This window comes from Sulfurovum sp., from assembly GCF_041551015.1.
Lineage (GTDB): Bacteria > Campylobacterota > Campylobacteria > Campylobacterales > Sulfurovaceae > Sulfurovum.
Genome location: NZ_JBFENQ010000015.1, coordinates 1 through 19747, shown reverse-complemented (window position 1 = coordinate 19747; position 19747 = coordinate 1). Strand labels below are relative to the sequence as shown.

The 19747-nt window shown below is 37.8% G+C and carries 24 protein-coding genes and 1 tRNA gene; 22 read left to right on the top strand and 3 right to left on the bottom strand.

Annotated elements, in window-relative coordinates:
- Together ABZC96_RS02130 and ABZC96_RS02125 are read right to left on the bottom strand one after the other, a co-directional pair.
- Positions 1-58 (bottom strand) — tRNA-Lys (locus ABZC96_RS02130).
- A gap of 96 nt (positions 59-154) precedes the next feature.
- Positions 155-637: a CinA family protein gene (locus ABZC96_RS02125; protein WP_373028747.1), complete on the bottom strand. Its 483-nt coding sequence runs from the start codon at positions 635-637 to the stop codon at positions 155-157.
- Between the two features lie 81 nt (positions 638-718).
- On the opposite strand from ABZC96_RS02125, the gene ileS reads away from it, so the two are divergent.
- The 13 genes from ileS to rpmA all read left to right on the top strand — a co-directional run bounded on the left by ileS (position 719) and on the right by rpmA (position 12303).
- Entirely contained in the window at positions 719-3487 is a 2769-nt protein-coding gene (gene ileS / locus ABZC96_RS02120) for an isoleucine--tRNA ligase (RefSeq protein WP_373028746.1), read from the top strand.
- Positions 3487-3612, top strand: coding sequence for a hypothetical protein (locus ABZC96_RS02115; RefSeq protein WP_373028745.1), 126 nt, complete (start codon positions 3487-3489; stop codon positions 3610-3612). Before ileS ends, ABZC96_RS02115 begins: the two co-directional genes overlap by 1 nt.
- Positions 3609-4952 carry an Asp-tRNA(Asn)/Glu-tRNA(Gln) amidotransferase subunit GatA gene (gatA, locus tag ABZC96_RS02110; protein ID WP_373028744.1) on the top strand — a complete coding sequence of 448 codons (1344 nt, stop codon included), beginning with the start codon at positions 3609-3611 and terminating at the stop codon, positions 4950-4952. The genes ABZC96_RS02115 and gatA overlap by 4 nt, the downstream gene beginning before the upstream one ends.
- 14 nt (positions 4953-4966) lie before the next feature.
- Positions 4967-6412, top strand: coding sequence for an IMP dehydrogenase (gene guaB / locus ABZC96_RS02105; RefSeq protein ID WP_373028742.1), 1446 nt, complete (start codon positions 4967-4969; stop codon positions 6410-6412).
- 136 nt (positions 6413-6548) lie between these two features.
- Positions 6549-7811, top strand: coding sequence for an O-acetylhomoserine aminocarboxypropyltransferase/cysteine synthase family protein (locus tag ABZC96_RS02100; RefSeq protein ID WP_373028740.1), 1263 nt, complete (start codon positions 6549-6551; stop codon positions 7809-7811).
- A gap of 190 nt (positions 7812-8001) precedes the next feature.
- Positions 8002-9096: a homoserine O-acetyltransferase gene (locus tag ABZC96_RS02095; protein ID WP_373028738.1), complete on the top strand. Its 1095-nt coding sequence runs from the start codon at positions 8002-8004 to the stop codon at positions 9094-9096.
- Positions 9093-9302: an exodeoxyribonuclease VII small subunit gene (gene xseB / locus ABZC96_RS02090; RefSeq protein WP_373028736.1), complete on the top strand. Its 210-nt coding sequence runs from the start codon at positions 9093-9095 to the stop codon at positions 9300-9302. The genes ABZC96_RS02095 and xseB overlap by 4 nt, the downstream gene beginning before the upstream one ends.
- Positions 9302-10105 carry a carbon-nitrogen hydrolase family protein gene (locus ABZC96_RS02085; protein ID WP_373028735.1) on the top strand — a complete coding sequence of 268 codons (804 nt, stop codon included), beginning with the start codon at positions 9302-9304 and terminating at the stop codon, positions 10103-10105. Before xseB ends, ABZC96_RS02085 begins: the two co-directional genes overlap by 1 nt.
- 57 nt (positions 10106-10162) lie before the next feature.
- On the top strand, positions 10163-10837 hold the full coding sequence (locus ABZC96_RS02080; protein ID WP_373028734.1) for a ThiF family adenylyltransferase: 675 nt from the start codon (positions 10163-10165) through the stop codon (positions 10835-10837).
- A 47-nt stretch (positions 10838-10884) separates the two neighbouring features.
- Positions 10885-11220, top strand: coding sequence for a hypothetical protein (locus ABZC96_RS02075; protein WP_373028733.1), 336 nt, complete (start codon positions 10885-10887; stop codon positions 11218-11220).
- 12 nt (positions 11221-11232) lie between these two features.
- Positions 11233-11622, top strand: coding sequence for a RidA family protein (locus ABZC96_RS02070; protein WP_373028732.1), 390 nt, complete (start codon positions 11233-11235; stop codon positions 11620-11622).
- A gap of 111 nt (positions 11623-11733) precedes the next feature.
- Positions 11734-12039, top strand: coding sequence for a 50S ribosomal protein L21 (gene rplU / locus ABZC96_RS02065; RefSeq protein ID WP_008243937.1), 306 nt, complete (start codon positions 11734-11736; stop codon positions 12037-12039).
- Positions 12040-12048: 9 nt separating this feature from the next.
- Entirely contained in the window at positions 12049-12303 is a 255-nt protein-coding gene (gene rpmA / locus ABZC96_RS02060; RefSeq protein ID WP_373028731.1) for a 50S ribosomal protein L27, read from the top strand.
- A gap of 52 nt (positions 12304-12355) precedes the next feature.
- Here the strand turns inward: rpmA and ABZC96_RS02055 are convergent, their stop codons facing one another.
- A complete protein-coding gene (locus ABZC96_RS02055; RefSeq protein WP_373028729.1) occupies positions 12356-12664 on the bottom strand; it encodes a hypothetical protein in 309 nt (102 codons plus the stop codon).
- 135 nt (positions 12665-12799) lie between these two features.
- Here ABZC96_RS02055 and obgE point away from each other — a divergent pair, with 135 nt between their 5' ends.
- The 9 genes from obgE (at position 12800) to ABZC96_RS02010 (ending at position 19654) form a co-directional block, all read left to right on the top strand.
- A complete protein-coding gene (obgE, locus tag ABZC96_RS02050) occupies positions 12800-13915 on the top strand; it encodes a GTPase ObgE (protein WP_373028728.1) in 1116 nt (371 codons plus the stop codon).
- A 9-nt stretch (positions 13916-13924) separates the two neighbouring features.
- Positions 13925-14686, top strand: a complete 762-nt coding sequence (proB, locus tag ABZC96_RS02045; RefSeq protein ID WP_373028726.1) for a glutamate 5-kinase — start codon at positions 13925-13927, stop codon at positions 14684-14686.
- Positions 14687-14715: 29 nt separating this feature from the next.
- Positions 14716-15642, top strand: coding sequence for a methionyl-tRNA formyltransferase (gene fmt, locus ABZC96_RS02040; protein ID WP_373028725.1), 927 nt, complete (start codon positions 14716-14718; stop codon positions 15640-15642).
- Entirely contained in the window at positions 15639-16352 is a 714-nt protein-coding gene (locus ABZC96_RS02035) for a biotin--[acetyl-CoA-carboxylase] ligase (RefSeq protein ID WP_373028724.1), read from the top strand. The genes fmt and ABZC96_RS02035 overlap by 4 nt, the downstream gene beginning before the upstream one ends.
- A complete protein-coding gene (locus ABZC96_RS02030) occupies positions 16349-17134 on the top strand; it encodes a ParA family protein (RefSeq protein ID WP_373028723.1) in 786 nt (261 codons plus the stop codon). The genes ABZC96_RS02035 and ABZC96_RS02030 overlap by 4 nt, the downstream gene beginning before the upstream one ends.
- A gap of 1 nt (position 17135) precedes the next feature.
- On the top strand, positions 17136-18047 hold the full coding sequence (locus ABZC96_RS02025) for a ParB/RepB/Spo0J family partition protein (RefSeq protein ID WP_373028722.1): 912 nt from the start codon (positions 17136-17138) through the stop codon (positions 18045-18047).
- Between the two features lie 102 nt (positions 18048-18149).
- Entirely contained in the window at positions 18150-18572 is a 423-nt protein-coding gene (locus ABZC96_RS02020; RefSeq protein WP_373028721.1) for a F0F1 ATP synthase subunit B', read from the top strand.
- Between the two features lie 12 nt (positions 18573-18584).
- On the top strand, positions 18585-19130 hold the full coding sequence (locus ABZC96_RS02015) for a F0F1 ATP synthase subunit B (RefSeq protein WP_373028720.1): 546 nt from the start codon (positions 18585-18587) through the stop codon (positions 19128-19130).
- Positions 19130-19654 (top strand): F0F1 ATP synthase subunit delta, encoded by a 525-nt coding sequence (locus ABZC96_RS02010; RefSeq protein ID WP_373028719.1) that lies wholly within the window; start codon positions 19130-19132, stop codon positions 19652-19654. Before ABZC96_RS02015 ends, ABZC96_RS02010 begins: the two co-directional genes overlap by 1 nt.
- Positions 19655-19747: the final 93 nt, after the last annotated feature.

The window sequence follows — 19747 nt, the reverse complement described above, 5'->3', positions numbered from 1 at the left end:
TCATGGATTCGAACCATGGGCCCACTCCTTAAAAGGGAGTTGCTCTACCAACTGAGCTAAAAGGTCACACATTTTTTGCACTCATTACTTGAATAAGTGGACGGAATTATAGCTCAGAAACCTTTGATTGTCAAGAGAATTTTGGGAAATGTTTTTAAATTTCCAACACTTCAGCTAATTTCTCGATAGCAAATACAGTAGATTGTTCTTGAACTGCTTCTCTTGGACCCTTAAAGTTACAATGAAACACCTCTTTGGAAAAAGGTGTTTGCAACCCTATATATACGGTTCCTACAGGTTTGAATTCTGTACCACCGGTGGGTCCTGCTATCCCTGAAACGGCTATGGCATAGTCAGAACCTGCCATCTTTTGTATACCTTCTAGCATTTGTGAGACACAGGCTCGACTCACGGCACCTTGTGTTTCGAGTACTTCGTTGCTGACTCCCAACCAAAGATGTTTGATATCGTTCGAGTAGGTGACACATGAGCCATGGAGGACCTCTGAAGCACCAGATATAGAAGTGAATGCTGAAACGATACGACCACCTGTACAACTTTCTGCAAAAGAGATCGTTTGTCCTTCTTTTGTCAATTTTTGAATGATTTTTTCTACTAGTTCTTGGATATTTTTCATAAGATAATTGTACCGAAAGTAGCTTCTAATGCTCTTTTAGATAAAATCACGGGATAATATAAGACTAAGGTATTATCAAACATGGATTTTAAAGACACACTCCTTCTCCCAAAAACTGATTTTCCAATGCGTGGAAATCTTCCAAACAATGAACCTAAAAAATACAATGCATGGTTTGATGCCGATATTTATGAACAGATGAAAACAAAACGCGCGGGCGCTGAAATGTTTACACTTCATGATGGACCTCCGTATGCCAACGGTGACATTCACATTGGACATGCACTGAACAAAATACTCAAAGACATCATTTTAAAATATAACTATTTCCAAGGCAAAGCGGTGCGTATGACTCCAGGCTGGGATTGTCATGGTTTGCCTATCGAGCAGAAAGTTGAAGAGAAACTAGGTAAAAGTAAGAAAGAAGCGATGCCTACAGAGAAGTTTAGAGAACTTTGTCGTGCACATGCTGCGAAGTTTGTAGACATCCAAAGAGATGGATTTAAAGCTTTAGGTGTCATTGCAGATTGGGAAAACCCTTATGTAACGATGGATTTTAAATTTGAAGCAAACATCTATAGAACACTTTGTGAAGTAGCACAAAAAGGTCTTTTAGTTGAAAGACATAAACCTATTTTCTGGTCATGGGCTGCAAGAACAGCACTTGCTGATGCAGAAGTGGAGTATGAAGATAAAGAAGATTATTCTATCTATGTACACTTTGAACTCAGTGATGCAGCCAAAGAGAAGCTAGGGGTAGAAGGTAAAGCAGGTCTTGTGATCTGGACAACAACACCTTGGACACTACCGGCAAATACAGGAATCTCTTTAAACCCTGATGAGATGTATGTACTGACTGATGATGGACATATCGTAGCAGAAGCACGATACGATGCAATGATAGAAGAGGGTGTGGTCTCAGGACATGCAAGTAGAAAGATCGCTGCAAGGGAGATGGAAAACCTTTTGGCCATTAACCCTGTAAACGGGCGTACCTCTACAGTGGTTCTTGGTGACCATGTACTCATGGATGGGGGTACAGGATGTGTACATACGGCTCCTGGACATGGTGAAGATGACTACAAAGTAGGACTTAAGTATGGTCTTGAAGTGGTGATGCCTGTAGATGAACGTGGTTGTTATGATGAGAGTGTCAAAGGCTTAAATCTTCTTCCTAATCCAGACGAGTTTGTAGGGATGCATATCTTTAAAGCCAATGAGCCTATCTTAGAGATCCTGGGTGATGCATTGTTAAAAGAGAGTAAATTCGTTCACTCCTATCCACACTGTTGGAGAACAAAAAAGCCGCTGATCTATAGAGCAACGAACCAATGGTTCATCTCCATAGATGACACAGCCCAGGGTGCAGAAGATACATTAAGAAATACTGCACTCAATGCTATTGAGGGTGTTGACTTTTATCCTAAGTCATCTAAAAACCGTCTCAAGCCGATGATAGAGGGAAGACCAGACTGGTGTATTTCCCGTCAGCGTTCTTGGGGTGTGCCTATTGCCTTCTTTAGAAATAAAAGTACCAAAGAAGTGATCTTAGATGAAAATGTATTAGAACATATAGCTACTCTTTTTGATGCACAGGGTGCAGATGCCTGGTATTCTATGAGTATTGCTGAGCTTCTTCCTGAGAACTCGGGCTATAATCCTGATGACTTTGAAAAGATCGATGATATTCTGGATGTATGGTTTGATTCTGGTTCGACTTGGAATTCGGTGATCAAAAGCGGTAATTATGATGCGGGTGAGTATCCGGCATCTCTTTACATTGAAGGAAGTGACCAGCATAGAGGCTGGTTCCAGTCTTCGTTATTACTTTCAGCAGCTGTGAATGAAGTTTCACCCTATAAGACACTGATCACTCATGGCTTTACTGTGGATGAGAAGGGTGAGAAGATGTCTAAGTCAAAAGGTAACGTCGTTGCTCCGGACAAAGTCATCAAAGAATATGGTTCAGAAATTCTCAGACTGTGGGTAGCACTTTCTGATTATCAGTCAGACTTGAAGATCTCTGACGGTATTTTGAAACAGACGGCTGAACAATATAGAAAGATAAGAAATACATTTAGATTTCTACTGGCGAACGTGGATGATCTTGAAACGTATGTTAGCAATGATGCTTATGGTGAATTAGACAGATGGATACTTACGAAGGCAGCAGAGGTATTTACATCAGTAAAAAGCTCATTTGATGCCTATGATTTCCTTAGAGGATTTGCAACACTGAACCACTTCATCACCAATGAGCTTTCAGGTATCTATATGGATATCACCAAAGACAGACTCTATTGTGAAGATAAAAATGATCCTGTCAGAAGAGCAACACAGTCTGCAATGGCACATATTGCCAAAGCGATGTTGGGACTCGTAGCTCCGGTATTGACATATACAGCAGATGAGATCCTAGAGTATGCACCGGCACTTTTTAAAGGTGACATGGAAAATGTATTCGACCTTGTGTATGTTGAAGTACCAGCAGTTGAAGCAAGTTTTGATGATAAGGTTCTTTTGGAAGCAAGAGTGAAATTCTCTGAAGCAGTAGACAAACTCAAAAAAGAAAAACTGATGAAGTCTACACTTGAAGTTGAGATCGCAGGGGATATGAGCGTATTTGACATTAAGGAGAGTAAAGACCTTGAAGACTGGTTTGTGGTTTCAGCTATGAAATCAAGCAGTGAGGGTGAACAAGTCGCTTCTTTTGAAGTGGATGGCGCAAGCTATACTGTACATAAAGCTACTGCTTCAAAATGTCCAAGATGTTGGAGATTTACAAGTAGCAGTGATGAGTGTGCCTGTGAGAGATGTGCCAATGTTGTTGGTAATGGAGATGTTGCCTAATGTTTGATATGTCTCAACCCATACAAATGGAAGTGATCATTGGTTCGATCATTTTTATCTTTGGATTGGTGGGTATAGGTTTGGCAGTAGTAGAATATTATAAGAGAAAAGGAAGCAAGTCGTGATAACACTAAAAGAAGCCTTAACAAAATCTAATGAAGAATTAGAAGAGATAAGAGCCCAACTTGAAGTCAAAGCCAAAGAGAGTGGACTTAATGCCTATGTAGGGTTTGAAAGTTCAGGTGAGGGTGTACCGATCCTTATTAAAGATAACATTCAAGTGAAAGACTGGACTGTGACTTCTGGTTCTAAAATTCTTCAGGGATACATTGCACCTTATGAAGCTACGGCTATCACTAATCTTAAATCTAAAGGGATGATGGCATTTGGTAGAGCCAATATGGATGAGTTCGCAATGGGTTCAACCACTGAGAGCTCTTTTTATGGACCTACCAAGAACCCCCATGGTACAGATAGAGTACCTGGTGGATCTTCAGGTGGATCAGCTGCAGCTGTTGCCGGAGGTATTGCTATCGCTGCACTGGGTTCAGATACAGGTGGATCTATCAGACAGCCTGCAGCGTACTGTGGTGTAGTAGGAATGAAACCTACCTATGGAAGAGTCAGCCGGTTTGGTCTGGCGGCCTATGCTTCTTCTCTTGACCAGATCGGTCCTATCGCGCAGAATGTTGAAGATGCAGCTATTTTGTATGATGCGATTAAAGGGCATGATGAAAAAGACTCGACTTCAGCAGATTTTGAGATAGAAGATATCGCCAATAACATCAATCCAGATGTAAAACTGACGATTGCGGTGATAGACAACTACATCTCTGAAGCAGATGAAGATACACAAAAAGCCTATGCCCAAACAGTAAAGGCACTCGAAGAAGCTGGACATACGATCGTACATAAAAATATGCAAAATACAAAGTATGATATCGCGACCTATTATATTTTGGCTACGGCAGAAGCGGCAACCAACCTTGCACGTTTTGATGGGGTACGTTATGGAACAAGAGCTGAGTCTAAAAATACGGAAGAACTTTTCTATCATACGCGATCTGAAGGATTTGGAGAAGAGGTAAAAAGACGTATCTTACTTGGTAATTTTGTACTTTCATCAGGATATTATGATGCATACTATGTCAAAGCACAAAAAGTAAGACACCTTATCAGAGATGAGTTTAATGCTATTTTTGAAGAGGCAGACCTTATACTTTCACCTGTTGCCCCATCTGTTGCACCTAAGTTAGGTGCGTCTGAGGATCCACTTGAAATGTACAAGAGTGATATGTATACGATAGCCATTAATCTTGCAGGACTTCCTGCGATTTCACTGCCAGTTGCTAAAAATGATGAGGGAATGCCTATAGGATTACAACTCATTGCTAAAGCATTTAACGAAAAAACACTTTTTGACGGTGCTGCAAGCATGGAAAAAGCTGTAAACTATATTAAATAAACGAAGGAAATAATATGAGAATTAAAAAAAGAGCATTAACATTTGAAGATGTATTACTAGTACCACAACATTCAGTTGTGCTTCCTAAAGAAGTTTGTTTAAAAAGTAACTTGACCAAGCGTGTAACATTGAATACACCTATCGTATCAGCAGCGATGGATACGGTAACTGAGTACAAAGCAGCCATTGCTATGGCACACTTAGGCGGTATAGGGATCATTCATAAAAATATGGATATCGCAACACAGGCTAAGCAGATCACTAAAGTAAAAAAATCTGAGAGTGGTATTATTATTGATCCTATTTTCATAGGTCCAGATAAAACAGTGGCAGATGCAGATGCTTTGATGGGTGAATATAAGATCTCTGGTGTACCTGTTGTCGATGAGGATTTGAAACTTGTAGGTATTATCACAAACCGTGATATGCGTTTTATCACTGATATGAATTTAAGTATCGCTGATGTGATGACAAAAGCACCTTTAGTGACGGCAAAAGTAGGTATCACGCTTGAAGAAGCAGCAAAAGTGCTTCAGGCACATAAGATAGAAAAACTGCCTATCGTAGATGATAATGGTGTACTTCAGGGGCTTGTTACTATAAAAGATATTGAGAAAAAAGAAAGATTCCCTAATGCAAATAAAGATGAGCATGGACGTTTAAGAGTAGGTGCAGCAATCGGTGTAGGTCAGCTTGATCGGGCTACTGCACTGGTAGAAGCAGGTGTGGATGTGATCGTACTTGACTCGGCACACGGGCATTCGCAAGGTATCATCGATACACTTAAACTCATCAAAAAAACACTTGATGTCGATGTGATTGCAGGAAATATTGCAACAGCAGCAGCAGCACAAGATCTTATAGATGCAGGTGCTGACGCAGTGAAAGTAGGTATTGGACCTGGGTCAATCTGTACGACACGTGTCGTTGCAGGTGTGGGTGTACCTCAGATCTCTGCTATCGACGAAGTGGCAGAAGTGGCAAACAAAGCCGGTGTACCTGTGGTAGCTGATGGTGGTATCAAATACTCTGGCGATTTAGCAAAAGCCTTAGCTGTAGGTGCGAGTTCAGTGATGTTAGGTTCTGCACTTGCAGGAACATACGAAGCACCGGGTGATATGATCCTCTTTAACGGAAGACAATTTAAAGAGTACAGAGGTATGGGAAGTATCGGTGCGATGACCAAAGGAAGTACAGACCGTTACTTCCAGGAAGGTACAGCAGCAGATAAACTTGTACCAGAGGGAATCGAAGGACGTGTTCCCTACAGAGGACGTATCGCAGATGTTGTGCATCAAATGGTAGGTGGACTCCGTTCATCTATGGGATACTGTGGTTCAGAGTCGATCAAAGTATTCTGGGAAAAAGCAGAATTTGTTGAAATTACTTCTGCTGGACTTAGAGAGAGTCATGTACATGATGTGACGATCACAAAAGAATCTCCAAACTATTCTTCTTAATCATTCTTTTCGTTATCCCCGTATGTGATACGGGGATTCCTTTAGTATATAAATACGATATCTTTTCTTCCAATTAATCTTCTCTTCAAGCAAGCACAAGCTATAATTTACCTATATAATGAAATAAGGAATTGTAATGCACGAACAAACACTAGCCGTCCATGCAGGATATGAGAAAGATGCACAAGGGACTATGGCAGTACCTATCTATATGAGTACAGCATATGAGTTTAGAGACACAGAACATGCAGCGAACCTCTTTGCACTTAAAGAGCTTGGAAATATCTATTCAAGATTGATGAACCCGACTACAGATGTGTTTGAAAAGCGTTTCGCTGCGCTTGAGGGTGGTATAGCAGCCATAGGTACAGCATCTGGTATGGCAGCTATCTTTTATGCTATTGCAAACGTAGCCGAAGCAGGAGACAATGTAGTTGTGGCAAAACAGGTGTATGGAGGAACAACTACACTGACTGGGCATACTATTAAGCGTTTTGGTATAGAGACGCGTTACTTTGATGTGCGAAATCCTAGTGAACTTGAAGCATTGATTGATGATAAAACTAAAATCATCATTTTTGAGAGTATTACAAATCCTAGTATAGATGTTGCAGACATCGGTGCAATTGTAGAGATAGCAGATAAACATAACGTTATTACTTGTGTAGACAACACTGTAGCAACTCCAATACTTTGTAAACCATTAGCACATGGTGTGGATTTGAGTGTACATAGTACCAGTAAGTACACGACAGGGCAAGGGCTAGCACTTGGTGGTGTGATCGTGGAGCGTGAGAATTTGGTAGAGAAGATCAAAGGTAATGCACGATATGACCATTTCAATACGCCTGATGCAAGTTATCATGGACTTGTTTATAGTGATGTACCACTACCTATCTTTACACTTAGAGTACGTCTTGCACTTTTACGTGACCTTGGAGGTGCTCCTAGTCCATTCAACTCATGGCTGCATATACAAGGACTTGAGACACTCCCACTTCGTATGAAACAGCACTCAACTTCTGCCCTTGCCATTGCAGAATTTCTGGAGGCACATCCAAAGGTAAAAAGGGTAAATTACCCTGGACTAAAGTCAAGTGCTCAAAACCCACTTGTTCAAAAGTACTTTAAAGAGGGGATGGCTAGTGGTCTTCTTTCATTTGAAGTAGAGAGTAAAGAGTTGGCACAGAGTATCGCGGATGCTACAGATATCTTTGCGGTGGTTGTAAACATTGGTGATAGTAAGTCTATCATCACACATCCTGCAAGTACAACACACCAACAACTCTCAGCTAAAGAGCTTGAAGAGGCAGGTGTTCCTGGTGGACTCATAAGATTGAGCGTGGGTCTTGAGGATACACAAGACCTTATTGATGATTTAGCAAAAGCCCTAGGTTAATATATAGAATAAAAGCCCAAATTAGATAAAATACAGCAAATAATATAATTAATGGGCATTGTGCTTGTATGTGACCCCGTCGCATCAGCCAAGAGCTGAGGTTATCGCTAGTGTATACCTTTGGGTGTCATAGTGACGACGTAGTTTTTTGGCTTAGCTCAAAAATGTCCTATAAATAAAAAAGCAGTCTATGGAAATCACAACTAAAACAGCACAGTTTAGCTCTCCTCTCTACCTAGAGAGTGGGCGTATCTTAGAACCATATGAGATCGCTTATGAGACATATGGAGAGTTAAACGAAGATAAGTCCAATGTTATTTTAGTCTGTCATGCCCTTAGTGGTTCCCATCATGCAGCTGGGACCTATGAAGGTGAGCAAAAAGCTGGCTGGTGGGATGGATTGATCGGTGACGGTAAAGCTATCGATACCAGAAAATATTTTGTTATCTGTACCAATGTGATAGGTTCATGTTTTGGGTCAACAGGACCAATGAGTAATAACTACCCTAGTGAAGATCCTTATAGACTTCGATTTCCTGTAGTGACCATTAAAGATATAGTACGTGCACAGATGCATCTTCTTTCTCAGATGGGTATCTACCATGTACGTGCTATAGTGGGTGGCTCTATGGGTGGTATGCAGGCACTTCAATTCGCGGTAGATTACCCGAACTTTTCAGATGATATCATTTCACTTGCTGCTACGTACGCTACAAGACCCTGGACCATCGCATTTAATAAAGTGGCTGTAGAAGCGATACGTAGAGATCCTCGATTTAAACATGGAAACTATGAAAAAGGTGCCTTTCAGGAAGAGGGATTGGATGGACTAGCTATAGGGCGTATCGCAGGACACATCTCTTACCTGTCACCAGACTCTATGGATAATAAGTTTGGACGTAACTATGTGAATAATGATGGACTTTTTGAACTTTTCGGACGTTATGAAGTTGAAAGATATATGGAGTACAATACCAATAACTTTTCACGTATATTTGATCCGCTTTCTTATCTATATATAGTTAAAGCGATCAATACCTTTAATTTAAGTCGTGGATATGACTCTTTGCATGATGCCATCTCACGTATAAAAGCAAATGTGCATTTGATCAGTTTTTCATCTGATTATCTATTTTTCCCTTCAGAGATGGAACATATCGCTAAGATGATGAAACGCAATGGACAAACGTATACGTATCTGGAAGTTCAGAGTAATTATGGACATGATGCATTTTTAGTAGAGTTAGATAAATTTGAAGACCATATCAAGGATGTATTACAATGAAAAATGAAACATTTGAAGAAAAACTAGAACATTCAAAAGAGTTACTTGAAAAACTTATGAATCCTGAGATCACACTTGAAGAATCTGTAAAGCTGTATGAAGAGGGTTTGAAAAATATCAAAGAGGCACAAACACTTATAGAAGAAGCCAAAACGAAAATCACAGTCATAGAGCAAACCAGCCAAAATACAGGAGATACTCTATAATGGCACAACTTGTTGTAGCTGCGCTCCAACTCCCAACTTTGGGTATGAATGCTACCAGGCTTGAGTTTTATTTGAAGCAAGCCAAGCAAAGAGATGCAGATGTGATGCTTCTTGGTGAGTACATACTCAATCACTTTTTTAAAGAGTTTGCTACGATGTCACCAAATATGGTTAAAGAGCAGACGCGGAAACATACAGAACTTCTTAAAAACCTTGCCGAAAAATATGACATTGTTTTTGTAGCACCTATTATCATTACTAAAAAAGATGGTTATCATAAAACTATTGTGAAGATCACTCCTAAGACTATAAGGTATTATGAACAGCAGATTCTTCTTCCTTATCCACACTGGAATGAAAAGAAGTTCTTTGCCAATCCTATTAAACCATTGAAAGATCCTATGACATTTAACATCAAAGGATTTAAGGTGATGGTGATGGCTGGATTTGAACTTCATTTTGACTATTTCTGGCAAAGAGTCACTGAAAAAAAGATCGACCTTGTACTTCTTCCTACCGCTTCAACATTTGGGTCTCATAACCGTTGGAGAGAAATTATAAAAACAAAAGCCTTTTTACATGGGTGTTATATACTTAGAGCAAACCGTTTAGGTGAATACAGTGACAATGAAGTCAAATGGAAGTTTTATGGTGACACGATGCTGGTTTCACCAGAAGGTGAAGTAGATATGATGCTTGAAGATAAAGAATCCATGCTCGTTGAGGTCATAGATAAAAGGGAAGTGTTGGAACATCGTAAAGCATGGGCATTTGAAAAAGAGTTACAGTTAAGAAGTGAATAATTTTTCTTACTAAAGGCATAATTTTAATTATATGAGAATTTATAAAAAGGATTTGATATGACACCAGAACAATATTTTAACAGACAGATACAGTTATGGGGTGAGAGTACACAAAAATCACTTCAAAATAAGAAGATAGCTATTATTGGTTCTGGTGGTTTGGGTTGTACTTTGGCGATGGCTTTAGGTACTTCAGGTATCGGCGAAATACATATGGTAGATTTTGATACAGTCTCAAATCATAATATACATAGGCAAATAGCCTTTACGCTTGAAGATGAAGGGAAAAATAAAGCCAAAGCTGTAGCTTCGCTTATTGAGTCTAAAAATCCTTTTGTCAAAGCACTTGCTTTTGATATGGATTTTGATGCATTCAAAGGTATGGGAAATAGCTATGATCTTATACTTGATGCTACAGATAATCTCCCTGTAAGAGGAGAGATAGACAAACATGCCAAAGAGACAAATACACCTTGGATCTATGCAAGTGTAGAAGAGTTTAACGGGCAGGTTTGTTTTTTTGACGAAGCAAACTTTAAAGTCTTCAATATCTCTGATCATAAACCGGGAGGTATTACTGCACCGATAGTGATGCATATTGGTTCACTTCAAGCAAACCTTGCATTGCGATATCTTGCAGGGCTTTCCGTGACAAAAGATAAACTCTATTATCTTTATTTTAATGATGAAGGTGAGTTAATTACACAAAAATTTGGCATGCCAAAGGTCTAAACCTAAAATAAATAGTGCTAAAATATGATCGAAGATAAAGGATCGACATGAAATTAAAAACATTACTTTTATCAGCAATGATCTTGTTTGTAACGGGATGTACACAAGAGACACAGAACAGCTTGAGCCGTTCACTTCAAAATTGGACAGGCACAAATGGTGTACTTGATATCTATGCAGGTGATAAACTGGTACATAAGTTTATCAAGATAGATAAACTTTCAACAGCGTATGGAAGCAATGACGGCAAGATGAGACCTTACCGTTATGGGTATGGATATGATGATCTAAACTTTAACGGTAAACAAGATGAGGGAGAGATGAAAGTTTATTTTGAATTTTCTGACTACTCAACATCGTATGTATTTTATGAAAAAAATTAAGGAGAAAAGTAAATGAAATTTATTTCAACAGAAGAAGCACCCGCAGCAATAGGACCATACTCACAGGCAGTTGAGGCAAATGGATTTATCTATACATCAGGACAGATAGCACTTACACCAGAAGGCGTTATGGCTGCAGATGATGTAGAAAACCAAACACACCAAGTTATGAAAAACCTTTTTTATGTACTTGAAGCGGCAGGAGCACACTTTAATGATGTGATCAAAACAACTATATTTTTGGCAGATATGAATGACTTTGAAAAAGTCAATGCTATTTATGCACATTACTTCGGTACACATAAGCCAGTGCGAAGTACAGTGGCAGTGAAGACACTTCCAAAAAATGCACTGGTTGAGATAGATTGTATCGCACTTTCCGGGGTAGATTATAATTATTAGAGACAAAAGCAGAGAATACTTGAGGAAAATGGTTTAGTTTAAAAAAATATTAAAACAACTTTGGGTATAATCACGAACTTTTTAAAAAACAATAGATATAAAGGGTTTGCAATGTACGCAATCATTAAAGCAAGTGGCCAACAATTTAAAGTTCAAGAGGGTGATATCATCTGTTTTGACAACATGAATCTTGAGCCAAAAGCAGCGGTAGAATTTAAAGAAGTTCTAGCGCTTGACAACGGTGAATTAACTGTAGGAGCTCCTTTCGTAGAGGGTGCTGTAGTTAAAGGTGAAGTGATCAATGAAGGTAGAGATAAAAAAGTTATCATCTACAAGAAAAGAAGAAGAAAAGATTCAAAACTTAAAAGAGGTTTCAGAAGAGACTTTACAAGAGTTAGAATTACTAAAATAGCATAAGGAGCTCAGATGGCACACAAGAAAGGACAAGGGTCCACTCAAAATAACCGTGATTCAGCTGGACGTCGTTTAGGCGTTAAAAAATTTGGTGGTGAAGCAGTTATTCCCGGTAACATTATCATCAGACAAAGAGGAACTAAAGTTCATCCAGGTAATGGTGTAGGAATGGGTAAAGACCATACACTATTTGCACTTGTAGAAGGTGTAGTGAAGTTTGATAATAAATCTGCTACTCAAAAAAAAGTTTCAGTAGTACCTGCATAATCCCTAATGTAAGTCCGACAAGTTCGGACTTACTTATCTGATTTAGATCAGATTAATTCTCCTCTTTTTTTTCATCCTCTATAACCAATAGATGCTTACATCTGTTACGACCTAAAAACCATCCATTATTATAATTTTGATCATTGTTAAAGAGTGTATGTGATTTTGTATACACACCTTTAGATGTGCTACATCCATCTGCAATTCCTTGCTGATAATTTGCAGAAAAGTTTTTACCAAAATAGATGCCGCTATGATAATATCCACTTTGTGGTGCAGGTTCTTTTTTAGGGCTGCAGCCGGTTAAATAGAATAATGTACTACCAATTACAAATAATGATATAGATTTTCGATGAAACATATATCCGCCTTTTAGATCAAATATAAAAATTATAGCGATTATTCCCCTAATTTAGGTATAATTTCGTAATTCATATACTATAGTCATATACGTAGGGTATATACAGTAGTTTTTTCATAAGATTAAAGGTTATAAATGTTTGTAGATAGTGTAGAACTAACAATTAGTTCTGGTAAAGGTGGTGCGGGTGCCATCTCTTTTTGGACAGAAAAGTTTGTCTCTAAAGGTGGCCCAGATGGTGGTGATGGCGGACGCGGGGGTTCTGTATTTTTCAAAGTAGATAATAATACAGATACACTCTCCGGACTTCGTGGTCGTAACCATATTAAAGCAGAAAATGGACGTCCTGGAGAAGGTCGTAAGTGTTATGGACGTAAAGGACATGACACTATTATTACTGTACCTCCAGGTACTACAGTTGTAGATATGGAGACAGGTGAAGAGCTTCTTGACCTTGTAAATGAAGGAGAAGTTGTTCTCTTTATTGAAGGGGGGAAAGGTGGTTTAGGAAATATGCACTTTAAGAGTTCAAGTAACCAAAGACCAACCTATGCACAACCTGGACTTCCAGGGATTACTAAACATGTGAGACTTGAAATGAAACTCATCGCAGATGTAGGTTTGGTCGGATATCCAAATGTAGGGAAGTCTACACTTATCTCTACACTTTCAAATGCAAGACCACAAGTAGCAAACTATGAGTTTACAACACTAACACCGAAGCTTGGTGTGGTACATTTGGGTGACTATGATTCTTTTATGATGGCAGATATCCCTGGTATTATTGAAGGAGCCAGTGATGGTCGGGGTTTAGGTTTAGAGTTCTTGAAACATATCGAAAGAACCAAAACACTGCTTTTGATGATCGATGCAGCTAACTATAGAGAGATGAAGTATCAGTATGAGACACTTCTAGTTGAATTGCAACGTTATTCGGAAACACTTGCTACACGTAAACATGCAATTGCCATTACCAAAATTGATTCACTTTCACAAGAAGAAGTAAATACTTTGACAGAAACATTTTTAACTGACATAGGTTTAGAAGCAAATAATATATTAAATAAATATAAAGCAGATGCAAACTATCTGAGCTATGGATTCGAGACAGACTTCGGTGTAAAACTACCAGAAGAGAAACCATTTTTTGTACTCCCTATCTCATCTGTAGCACATATAAATACGGAAGCATTACGTTATGCTATTGGTGATTTTGTCAAAAATGTTAAAGCAGAATATGAAGCTGAGTAAGTAGGTTTTATGAAAAGAATAGTCATTAAAGTTGGTTCTCATGTTTTAACAGAAGATGGTGCTATTGCCAAACCACGTATGTTTGCATTGGTTGAGTTGATCTCTGAACTAAAAGCACATAACTATGATGTGATCTTGGTGAGTTCAGGTGCAGTATCCGCAGGGTATACTCAATTACCATTAAATAGAAATATCGTGGCAAATAGACAAGCACTTGCTGCTATTGGACAACCATATTTACTTAAAATGTATCAGGAGAAGTTCGCTAAATTTAACTTACTCTGCTCTCAAGTACTTTTGAGTGCAGATGTTTTTGATTCTAAAAAGCATACAGAGCATGCCAAAAATGCAATAGATACTCTACTGGAAAATAATGTTATACCTATTATCAATGAAAATGATACTGTGAGTATTGAAGAATTGGTTTTTGGTGACAATGACAGACTCTCTGCACATGTGGCGCATTACTTTGATGCAATACTATTAGTCATTCTTTCAGACATTGATGCCTTTTATGATAAAGATCCAAATAAATATGACGATGCGAGACGAAGAGCTATCGTCAATAAGATAGAAGAAGATGAACTGAATGCTGAGCATACACCAAATAATGAATTTGCGACAGGCGGTATTGTGACTAAACTTCAATCGGCAGATTTTTTAATGAAACAAGGCAGAGAGATGTTTTTGGCAAGTGGATTTGATCTTAGTGATGTAAGATCTTTTCTTGTTGATGGCGAACACAAGGGTGGAACTCTTTTTACAGCTTAAGGCATTCAATTAATAATAAGAAGAATAGAATGAAATATAAAATAGTCTACATGGGAACACCCCACTACGCAAAAGAGATCCTCAATACATTGATAGAAGCTGAAGATATGGAAGTATCTTTGGTCCTGACACAGCCAGATCGGCCTGTAGGACGTAAAAAAGTATTAACACCGCCTCCTGTGAAAACATTAGCAATGGAGTATGCTATTAAGGTCTTACAACCCAATCGATTAAGTGATGAAGGTATAGAAAGTACTATTAAAGATCAGAAACCTGATTTTATAGTGGTAGCAGCATTTGGACAGATTTTGCCTAAGAATATATTGGACATTGCTCCTTGTATCAACTTACATGCTTCACTTTTACCTCAGTATAGAGGTGCCTCTCCCGTACAACAATCTTTACTCAACGGTGATGAAAAAACGGGTGTGACATCCATGCTGATGGAAGAGGGATTAGATACAGGTCCCATGCTTGAAAAAGTGGAGTTTGTCATACCAACAGATATGCGTCTTCATGCATTGATGGCACAATTGACCTCCGATGCATGTAAACTGACACTAAGTACCATTAGAAACTATGAGAATATCACACCTCAAATACAGGATGAAGCACAAGCAACACTTTGTAAAAAAATTAAAAAGAGTGATGGTGAAGTAGATTTTGAAGATGCAAATGTTATTTACAATAAATATCGGGCATTTGAAGGTTGGCCAGGTATATTTTCTGCTGATGGCACAAAATTAGATGGACTCAGTATGGTAGATATAACATCTAAAAACAGGGTTTTAGAGATTCTTTCTTTTGATGAAGATAGTGTGGTGATTGGATGTTGTAAAGGAGCATTGAAAATTGCAAGTTTACAGCCTGTATCAAAAAAGGCGATGTCGGCCAAAGCGTATTGTGTAGGAAGGGGGCTGAAAGTTGGAGATTTATTATTTGGGGACGCCTTTTGAACAAAGTTCAAAAAACTACGCTGACACCAAGTCAACTTCAGCAGTTGGCTCATACGACTAGTCGTATTGGTAAGTTTGATATTTGTCATTTTGATGAGTTAGTATCGACTCAGATATATTTGCTGGAAATGTTAAAAGAAAATAAACTCCAAACTCCAATAGCTGTGATTACCAATGAGCAAAGTTCAGGTTTGGGAAGTCGTAATAATTCATGGTCTGGTGGTGAAGGAAACTTTTTTGCTTCCATCGCGCTAAATTTAGATATGCTTCCTGAAGATCTTCCGTTTGGTTCTGCTTCTATTTACTTCTCATTTATCATGAAGCAGACACTTGAATCACTAGGTGAAAATATCTGGTTAAAATGGCCAAATGACTTCTATTTTAATGATGATAAAATAGGTGGGACCATTACTAAAAAAGTGAATAATACTTTAGTGTGTGGAATTGGAATAAATTTAAAAAAATCTCAAAATGGCTATAGAGCCTTACAGTGCGATATTTCAGCTCAAAAACTACTCGAAAATTACCTTTTGGCACTTGAAGAATTTCCAAAATGGAAGCAAATATTTAGAGAGTATGAGATAGAATTTGAGTTAAGTAGAAAGTTTTCAGTTCATATTGAAAATGATAAGAAGAGCCTGTCAGATGCGACTTTATGTGAGGACGGTTCTTTGATAATAGAAGGGGAGAAGGTGTTTAGTTTACGATGAGTGAAGTAATTAGTATAGCCAACCAAAAAGGTGGCGTAGGGAAAACAACGACAGCAGTAAATTTGGCAGCTTCTTTGGCCGAAAAAGGTAAGAGAGTCCTTCTTTTAGATATTGATCCACAATCTAATGCAACAACAAGTTTGGGCTTTAGTAGAAGTGATTATGAATATAATATTTATCATGTACTTATCGGAAGTAAAAAGCTTTCAGAAGTAATACTTAAAACGCAGATAAAAAACCTTAAACTTGTTCCATCAAACATTGGTCTGGTTGGTATAGAAAAAGAGTTCTATAATCCTAAGGCAAAAAATAGAGAGTTGGTACTTAAAGAAAAAATTAAAGAGCTTTCTTCAAAATTTGATTTTATTATTATTGATTCACCTCCGGCACTTGGGCCTATTACTATTAATGCTTTGAGTGCATCTGACTCTGTGATCATTCCTATTCAATGTGAATTCTTTGCACTTGAGGGTCTTGCGCAGTTACTCAATACGGTAAGTCTTTTGAAAAAAACAATTAATCCAAAACTCAAGATTAAAGGTTTTTTACCTACGATGTACTCGGGACAAAATAATCTTTCAAAACAGGTACTTGCCGACTTAAGTCACCATTTTAAAGACAAACTTTTTCACATTAAAAAGGGTAAAGAGTGTATTGTTGTACCACGAAATGTTAAAATAGCAGAGAGTCCAAGTTTTGGTAAACCTGTGACTTCTTATGCTGTGAATTCTAAAGGTTCTGTTGCATATAGAGACTTGGCAACAGTGATAGTAAGAGGTTAAAATGGCGTTAGGCAGGGGACTAGGAGAGATCCTTTCGGAAGTAGAAGAAGCTTATGAAAAAGACTTAAGTGATATCGATAGTTTTGAACTTGAATCAGAAGGCGCAAGGGTAGAAGAATTACCTGTTGACAGTATTTCAGAGAATCCTTTTCAACCACGTAAACATTTTGATGAGCAAGCACTTAAAGAGTTAAGTCAGTCTATAGTTGAACATGGACTGCTTCAGCCTATTGTTGTCATAGAAAAAGAAGATGGCTATCTTCTAATTGCAGGAGAGCGCCGTCTTAGGGCACATAAGCTTGCAAAACTCACAAATATTAAAGCGATTATAGCGGATGCAGACATAGACGAAGTAAGACTTCGGGAACTTGCACTTATTGAAAATATCCAAAGAGAAAACCTTAATGCTATAGAACTTGCAAATTCCTATGCAGAGTTGATAGATGTACACAAAATCACACATGATGAGCTCTCTTCCATTGTACATAAAAGCCGTTCACAGATTACTAATACCATGCGTCTTCTCAGCTTATCCCCTTATTCACAGAAGCAACTTGTTGATGGAAAAATATCTCAAGGACATGCAAAAGTTTTGGTAGGCCTTGATGATAAGAAACAAAAAATTGTTATAGACAGTATTATCGGCCAAAAACTATCTGTACGCGATACTGAAAATATGGTAAAAAATCATAAAGGTAATGTGTCCGAAAATATACCTAAAACAGCTACACCAAGTTTACTGCAAAAATATGCAGATATTTTTGCAGAGACTTTACCTTTTAAACATAAGCTAAAAGCGAAAAGTATTGAAATTAGTTTTGAGAATGAAAAAGAGGTTGAAAACTTCTTAGCGCAGTTCCCTGCAATGAATGAGAAGAAGATAAATACACTATTTAAACGCATGCTAAAATAAAATCTACACATCCCTTTTATATTTTAACGAATACCCAATGATTTTAATCATAACCTCATAACAATAATGGTAAAATATTGCGAAATTACATGAGGAGTTTTAATGCTTGACATACATTTACCATTGATGTTGTTCGTATTAGCTTTGTTTCTAACCCTACTTGTTCTTTTAAATAATATGCTATTTCAGCCATTGGTAAAATTTATGGATGATAGAGATCACTCTATAGCAAAAGATTTAGAAGCTGCAAAAGGTCTTAGTGGCAACAGCGACGAACTAAATGCAAAGGCAGATGAAATTATTAGCAATGCTAAAAATGAAGCTGCAGGAATCAGACAGAAAGCAATTGATGATCAAAAAACATTGGCTGCAAGTAAGATTGAGACCAAACAAAATGAATTAGAAACTGAGTATAACAAGTTCGTAGAAAAGCTTAACTCTGACAAAGAGAACCTTAAAAACTCTCTTCTTTCTCAAATGCCTCTTTTTAAAGAGAGCCTAAAAGCTAAGTTTAGCAAATTATAAGAAGGGATGAATATGAAAAAAATAGTACTATTGTCTTTACTTATCGTACCTGCTATCCTTTTAGCTAGTGGTGGTGATGCTGAATCAAGCCGTTACTTTGCTCAAACTGGTAGAGAGTATGACTTTTTGCCAAGAGTTGTAAACTTTGTTATTTTTGCAGCACTTCTTTATTATTTACTTGCAAACCCGATCAAAAACTTTTTTAAAGGTAGAAGTGAAAGTATTGCAGCACAGTTAAATGAGATAGAAAAGAAACTTCAAGCAGCTAAAGATGAGAAAAAAGAAGCACAGAATCGTTTAGATAAAAGTGAAAAGAGAGCAGAAGAAATTCTTGTTGATGCTAAAGCAGAAGCAGTTCTTTTAGCAGAAAAAATCGCTACTGCAAATCAAAATGATTTAGCGATTTTAGATAAACAACTTGAAGAGAAAATGTCTCTAGAAGAAAGAAAGTCAGCAAGAGAAGCTATTGATGAGATCTTGAGTGAGAATATCACGAATGATGACATTATGTTAGATGAAGCTAAAGTTGTTGAAATTATTTCTAAGAAGGTGGCATAATGGAAGAGTTAATTGCTAAAAGATATGCACAGGCACTCTCTTCAGTATCTAAAGACCTTCCGGGTATTTTAGAAGTACTTAATGTACTTAGTGAAGTGATAAGCAGTTCTGAGATCAAGTCAACATTGACATCTCCAATTATTTCAAGTGAAAGTAAGACAGCAATGATCTTATCTGCACTTAGTGATGATGACACAACGCTTGTAAACTTCATTAAGATCTTGGGTGAGAACAGAAGACTTGATCTTATCCCTGCTATTACAAAAGTACTTAATTCAGATCAGCAAAGAGTTTCAAATGAGTATGAAGGTGTATTGAAAAGTGCATCATCACTCGATGAAGCAACATTGGCTAATCTTGAAGAGACACTTAAAAAGTATACAGGTTCAACGATTAAATTAAGACAAGAAAAAAGCGACCTTGATGGGGTACGTGTTTCAGTGGATGATTTGGGTATAGAGGTAAACTTCTCTAAACAGAGAGTTAAAGAACAATTAATTGATTTCATTAAGAAATCTTTATAGTTATCTAATAGAAAGGAGTATCAGTGGCAGTTAAATTGCAAGCAGATGAGATAAGTTCGATCATCAAAGAAAGAATTGAGAATTTTGAAATTG

What these genes read in the sequence shown, in the direction of transcription:
- ABZC96_RS02075 (WP_373028733.1), top strand. Translation starts at nt 10,885, where the DNA reads ATGAAATTAAAAACATTACTTTTATCAGCAATGATCTTGTTTGTAACG.
- ABZC96_RS02055 (WP_373028729.1), bottom strand. Translation starts at nt 12,664, where the DNA reads ATGTTTCATCGAAAATCTATATCATTATTTGTAATTGGTAGTACATTA.
- obgE (WP_373028728.1), top strand. Translation starts at nt 12,800, where the DNA reads ATGTTTGTAGATAGTGTAGAACTAACAATTAGTTCTGGTAAAGGTGGT.
- fmt (WP_373028725.1), top strand. Translation starts at nt 14,716, where the DNA reads ATGAAATATAAAATAGTCTACATGGGAACACCCCACTACGCAAAAGAG.
- ABZC96_RS02020 (WP_373028721.1), top strand. Translation starts at nt 18,150, where the DNA reads ATGCTTGACATACATTTACCATTGATGTTGTTCGTATTAGCTTTGTTT.
- guaB (WP_373028742.1), top strand. Translation starts at nt 4,967, where the DNA reads ATGAGAATTAAAAAAAGAGCATTAACATTTGAAGATGTATTACTAGTA.
- ABZC96_RS02010 (WP_373028719.1), top strand. Translation starts at nt 19,130, where the DNA reads ATGGAAGAGTTAATTGCTAAAAGATATGCACAGGCACTCTCTTCAGTA.
- ABZC96_RS02085 (WP_373028735.1), top strand. Translation starts at nt 9,302, where the DNA reads ATGGCACAACTTGTTGTAGCTGCGCTCCAACTCCCAACTTTGGGTATG.
- ABZC96_RS02070 (WP_373028732.1), top strand. Translation starts at nt 11,233, where the DNA reads ATGAAATTTATTTCAACAGAAGAAGCACCCGCAGCAATAGGACCATAC.
- ABZC96_RS02125 (WP_373028747.1), bottom strand. Translation starts at nt 637, where the DNA reads ATGAAAAATATCCAAGAACTAGTAGAAAAAATCATTCAAAAATTGACA.
- rpmA (WP_373028731.1), top strand. Translation starts at nt 12,049, where the DNA reads ATGGCACACAAGAAAGGACAAGGGTCCACTCAAAATAACCGTGATTCA.
- ileS (WP_373028746.1), top strand. Translation starts at nt 719, where the DNA reads ATGGATTTTAAAGACACACTCCTTCTCCCAAAAACTGATTTTCCAATG.
- ABZC96_RS02025 (WP_373028722.1), top strand. Translation starts at nt 17,136, where the DNA reads ATGGCGTTAGGCAGGGGACTAGGAGAGATCCTTTCGGAAGTAGAAGAA.
- rplU (WP_008243937.1), top strand. Translation starts at nt 11,734, where the DNA reads ATGTACGCAATCATTAAAGCAAGTGGCCAACAATTTAAAGTTCAAGAG.
- ABZC96_RS02115 (WP_373028745.1), top strand. Translation starts at nt 3,487, where the DNA reads ATGTTTGATATGTCTCAACCCATACAAATGGAAGTGATCATTGGTTCG.
- ABZC96_RS02030 (WP_373028723.1), top strand. Translation starts at nt 16,349, where the DNA reads ATGAGTGAAGTAATTAGTATAGCCAACCAAAAAGGTGGCGTAGGGAAA.
- proB (WP_373028726.1), top strand. Translation starts at nt 13,925, where the DNA reads ATGAAAAGAATAGTCATTAAAGTTGGTTCTCATGTTTTAACAGAAGAT.
- ABZC96_RS02100 (WP_373028740.1), top strand. Translation starts at nt 6,549, where the DNA reads ATGCACGAACAAACACTAGCCGTCCATGCAGGATATGAGAAAGATGCA.
- ABZC96_RS02095 (WP_373028738.1), top strand. Translation starts at nt 8,002, where the DNA reads ATGGAAATCACAACTAAAACAGCACAGTTTAGCTCTCCTCTCTACCTA.
- ABZC96_RS02015 (WP_373028720.1), top strand. Translation starts at nt 18,585, where the DNA reads ATGAAAAAAATAGTACTATTGTCTTTACTTATCGTACCTGCTATCCTT.
- ABZC96_RS02080 (WP_373028734.1), top strand. Translation starts at nt 10,163, where the DNA reads ATGACACCAGAACAATATTTTAACAGACAGATACAGTTATGGGGTGAG.
- xseB (WP_373028736.1), top strand. Translation starts at nt 9,093, where the DNA reads ATGAAAAATGAAACATTTGAAGAAAAACTAGAACATTCAAAAGAGTTA.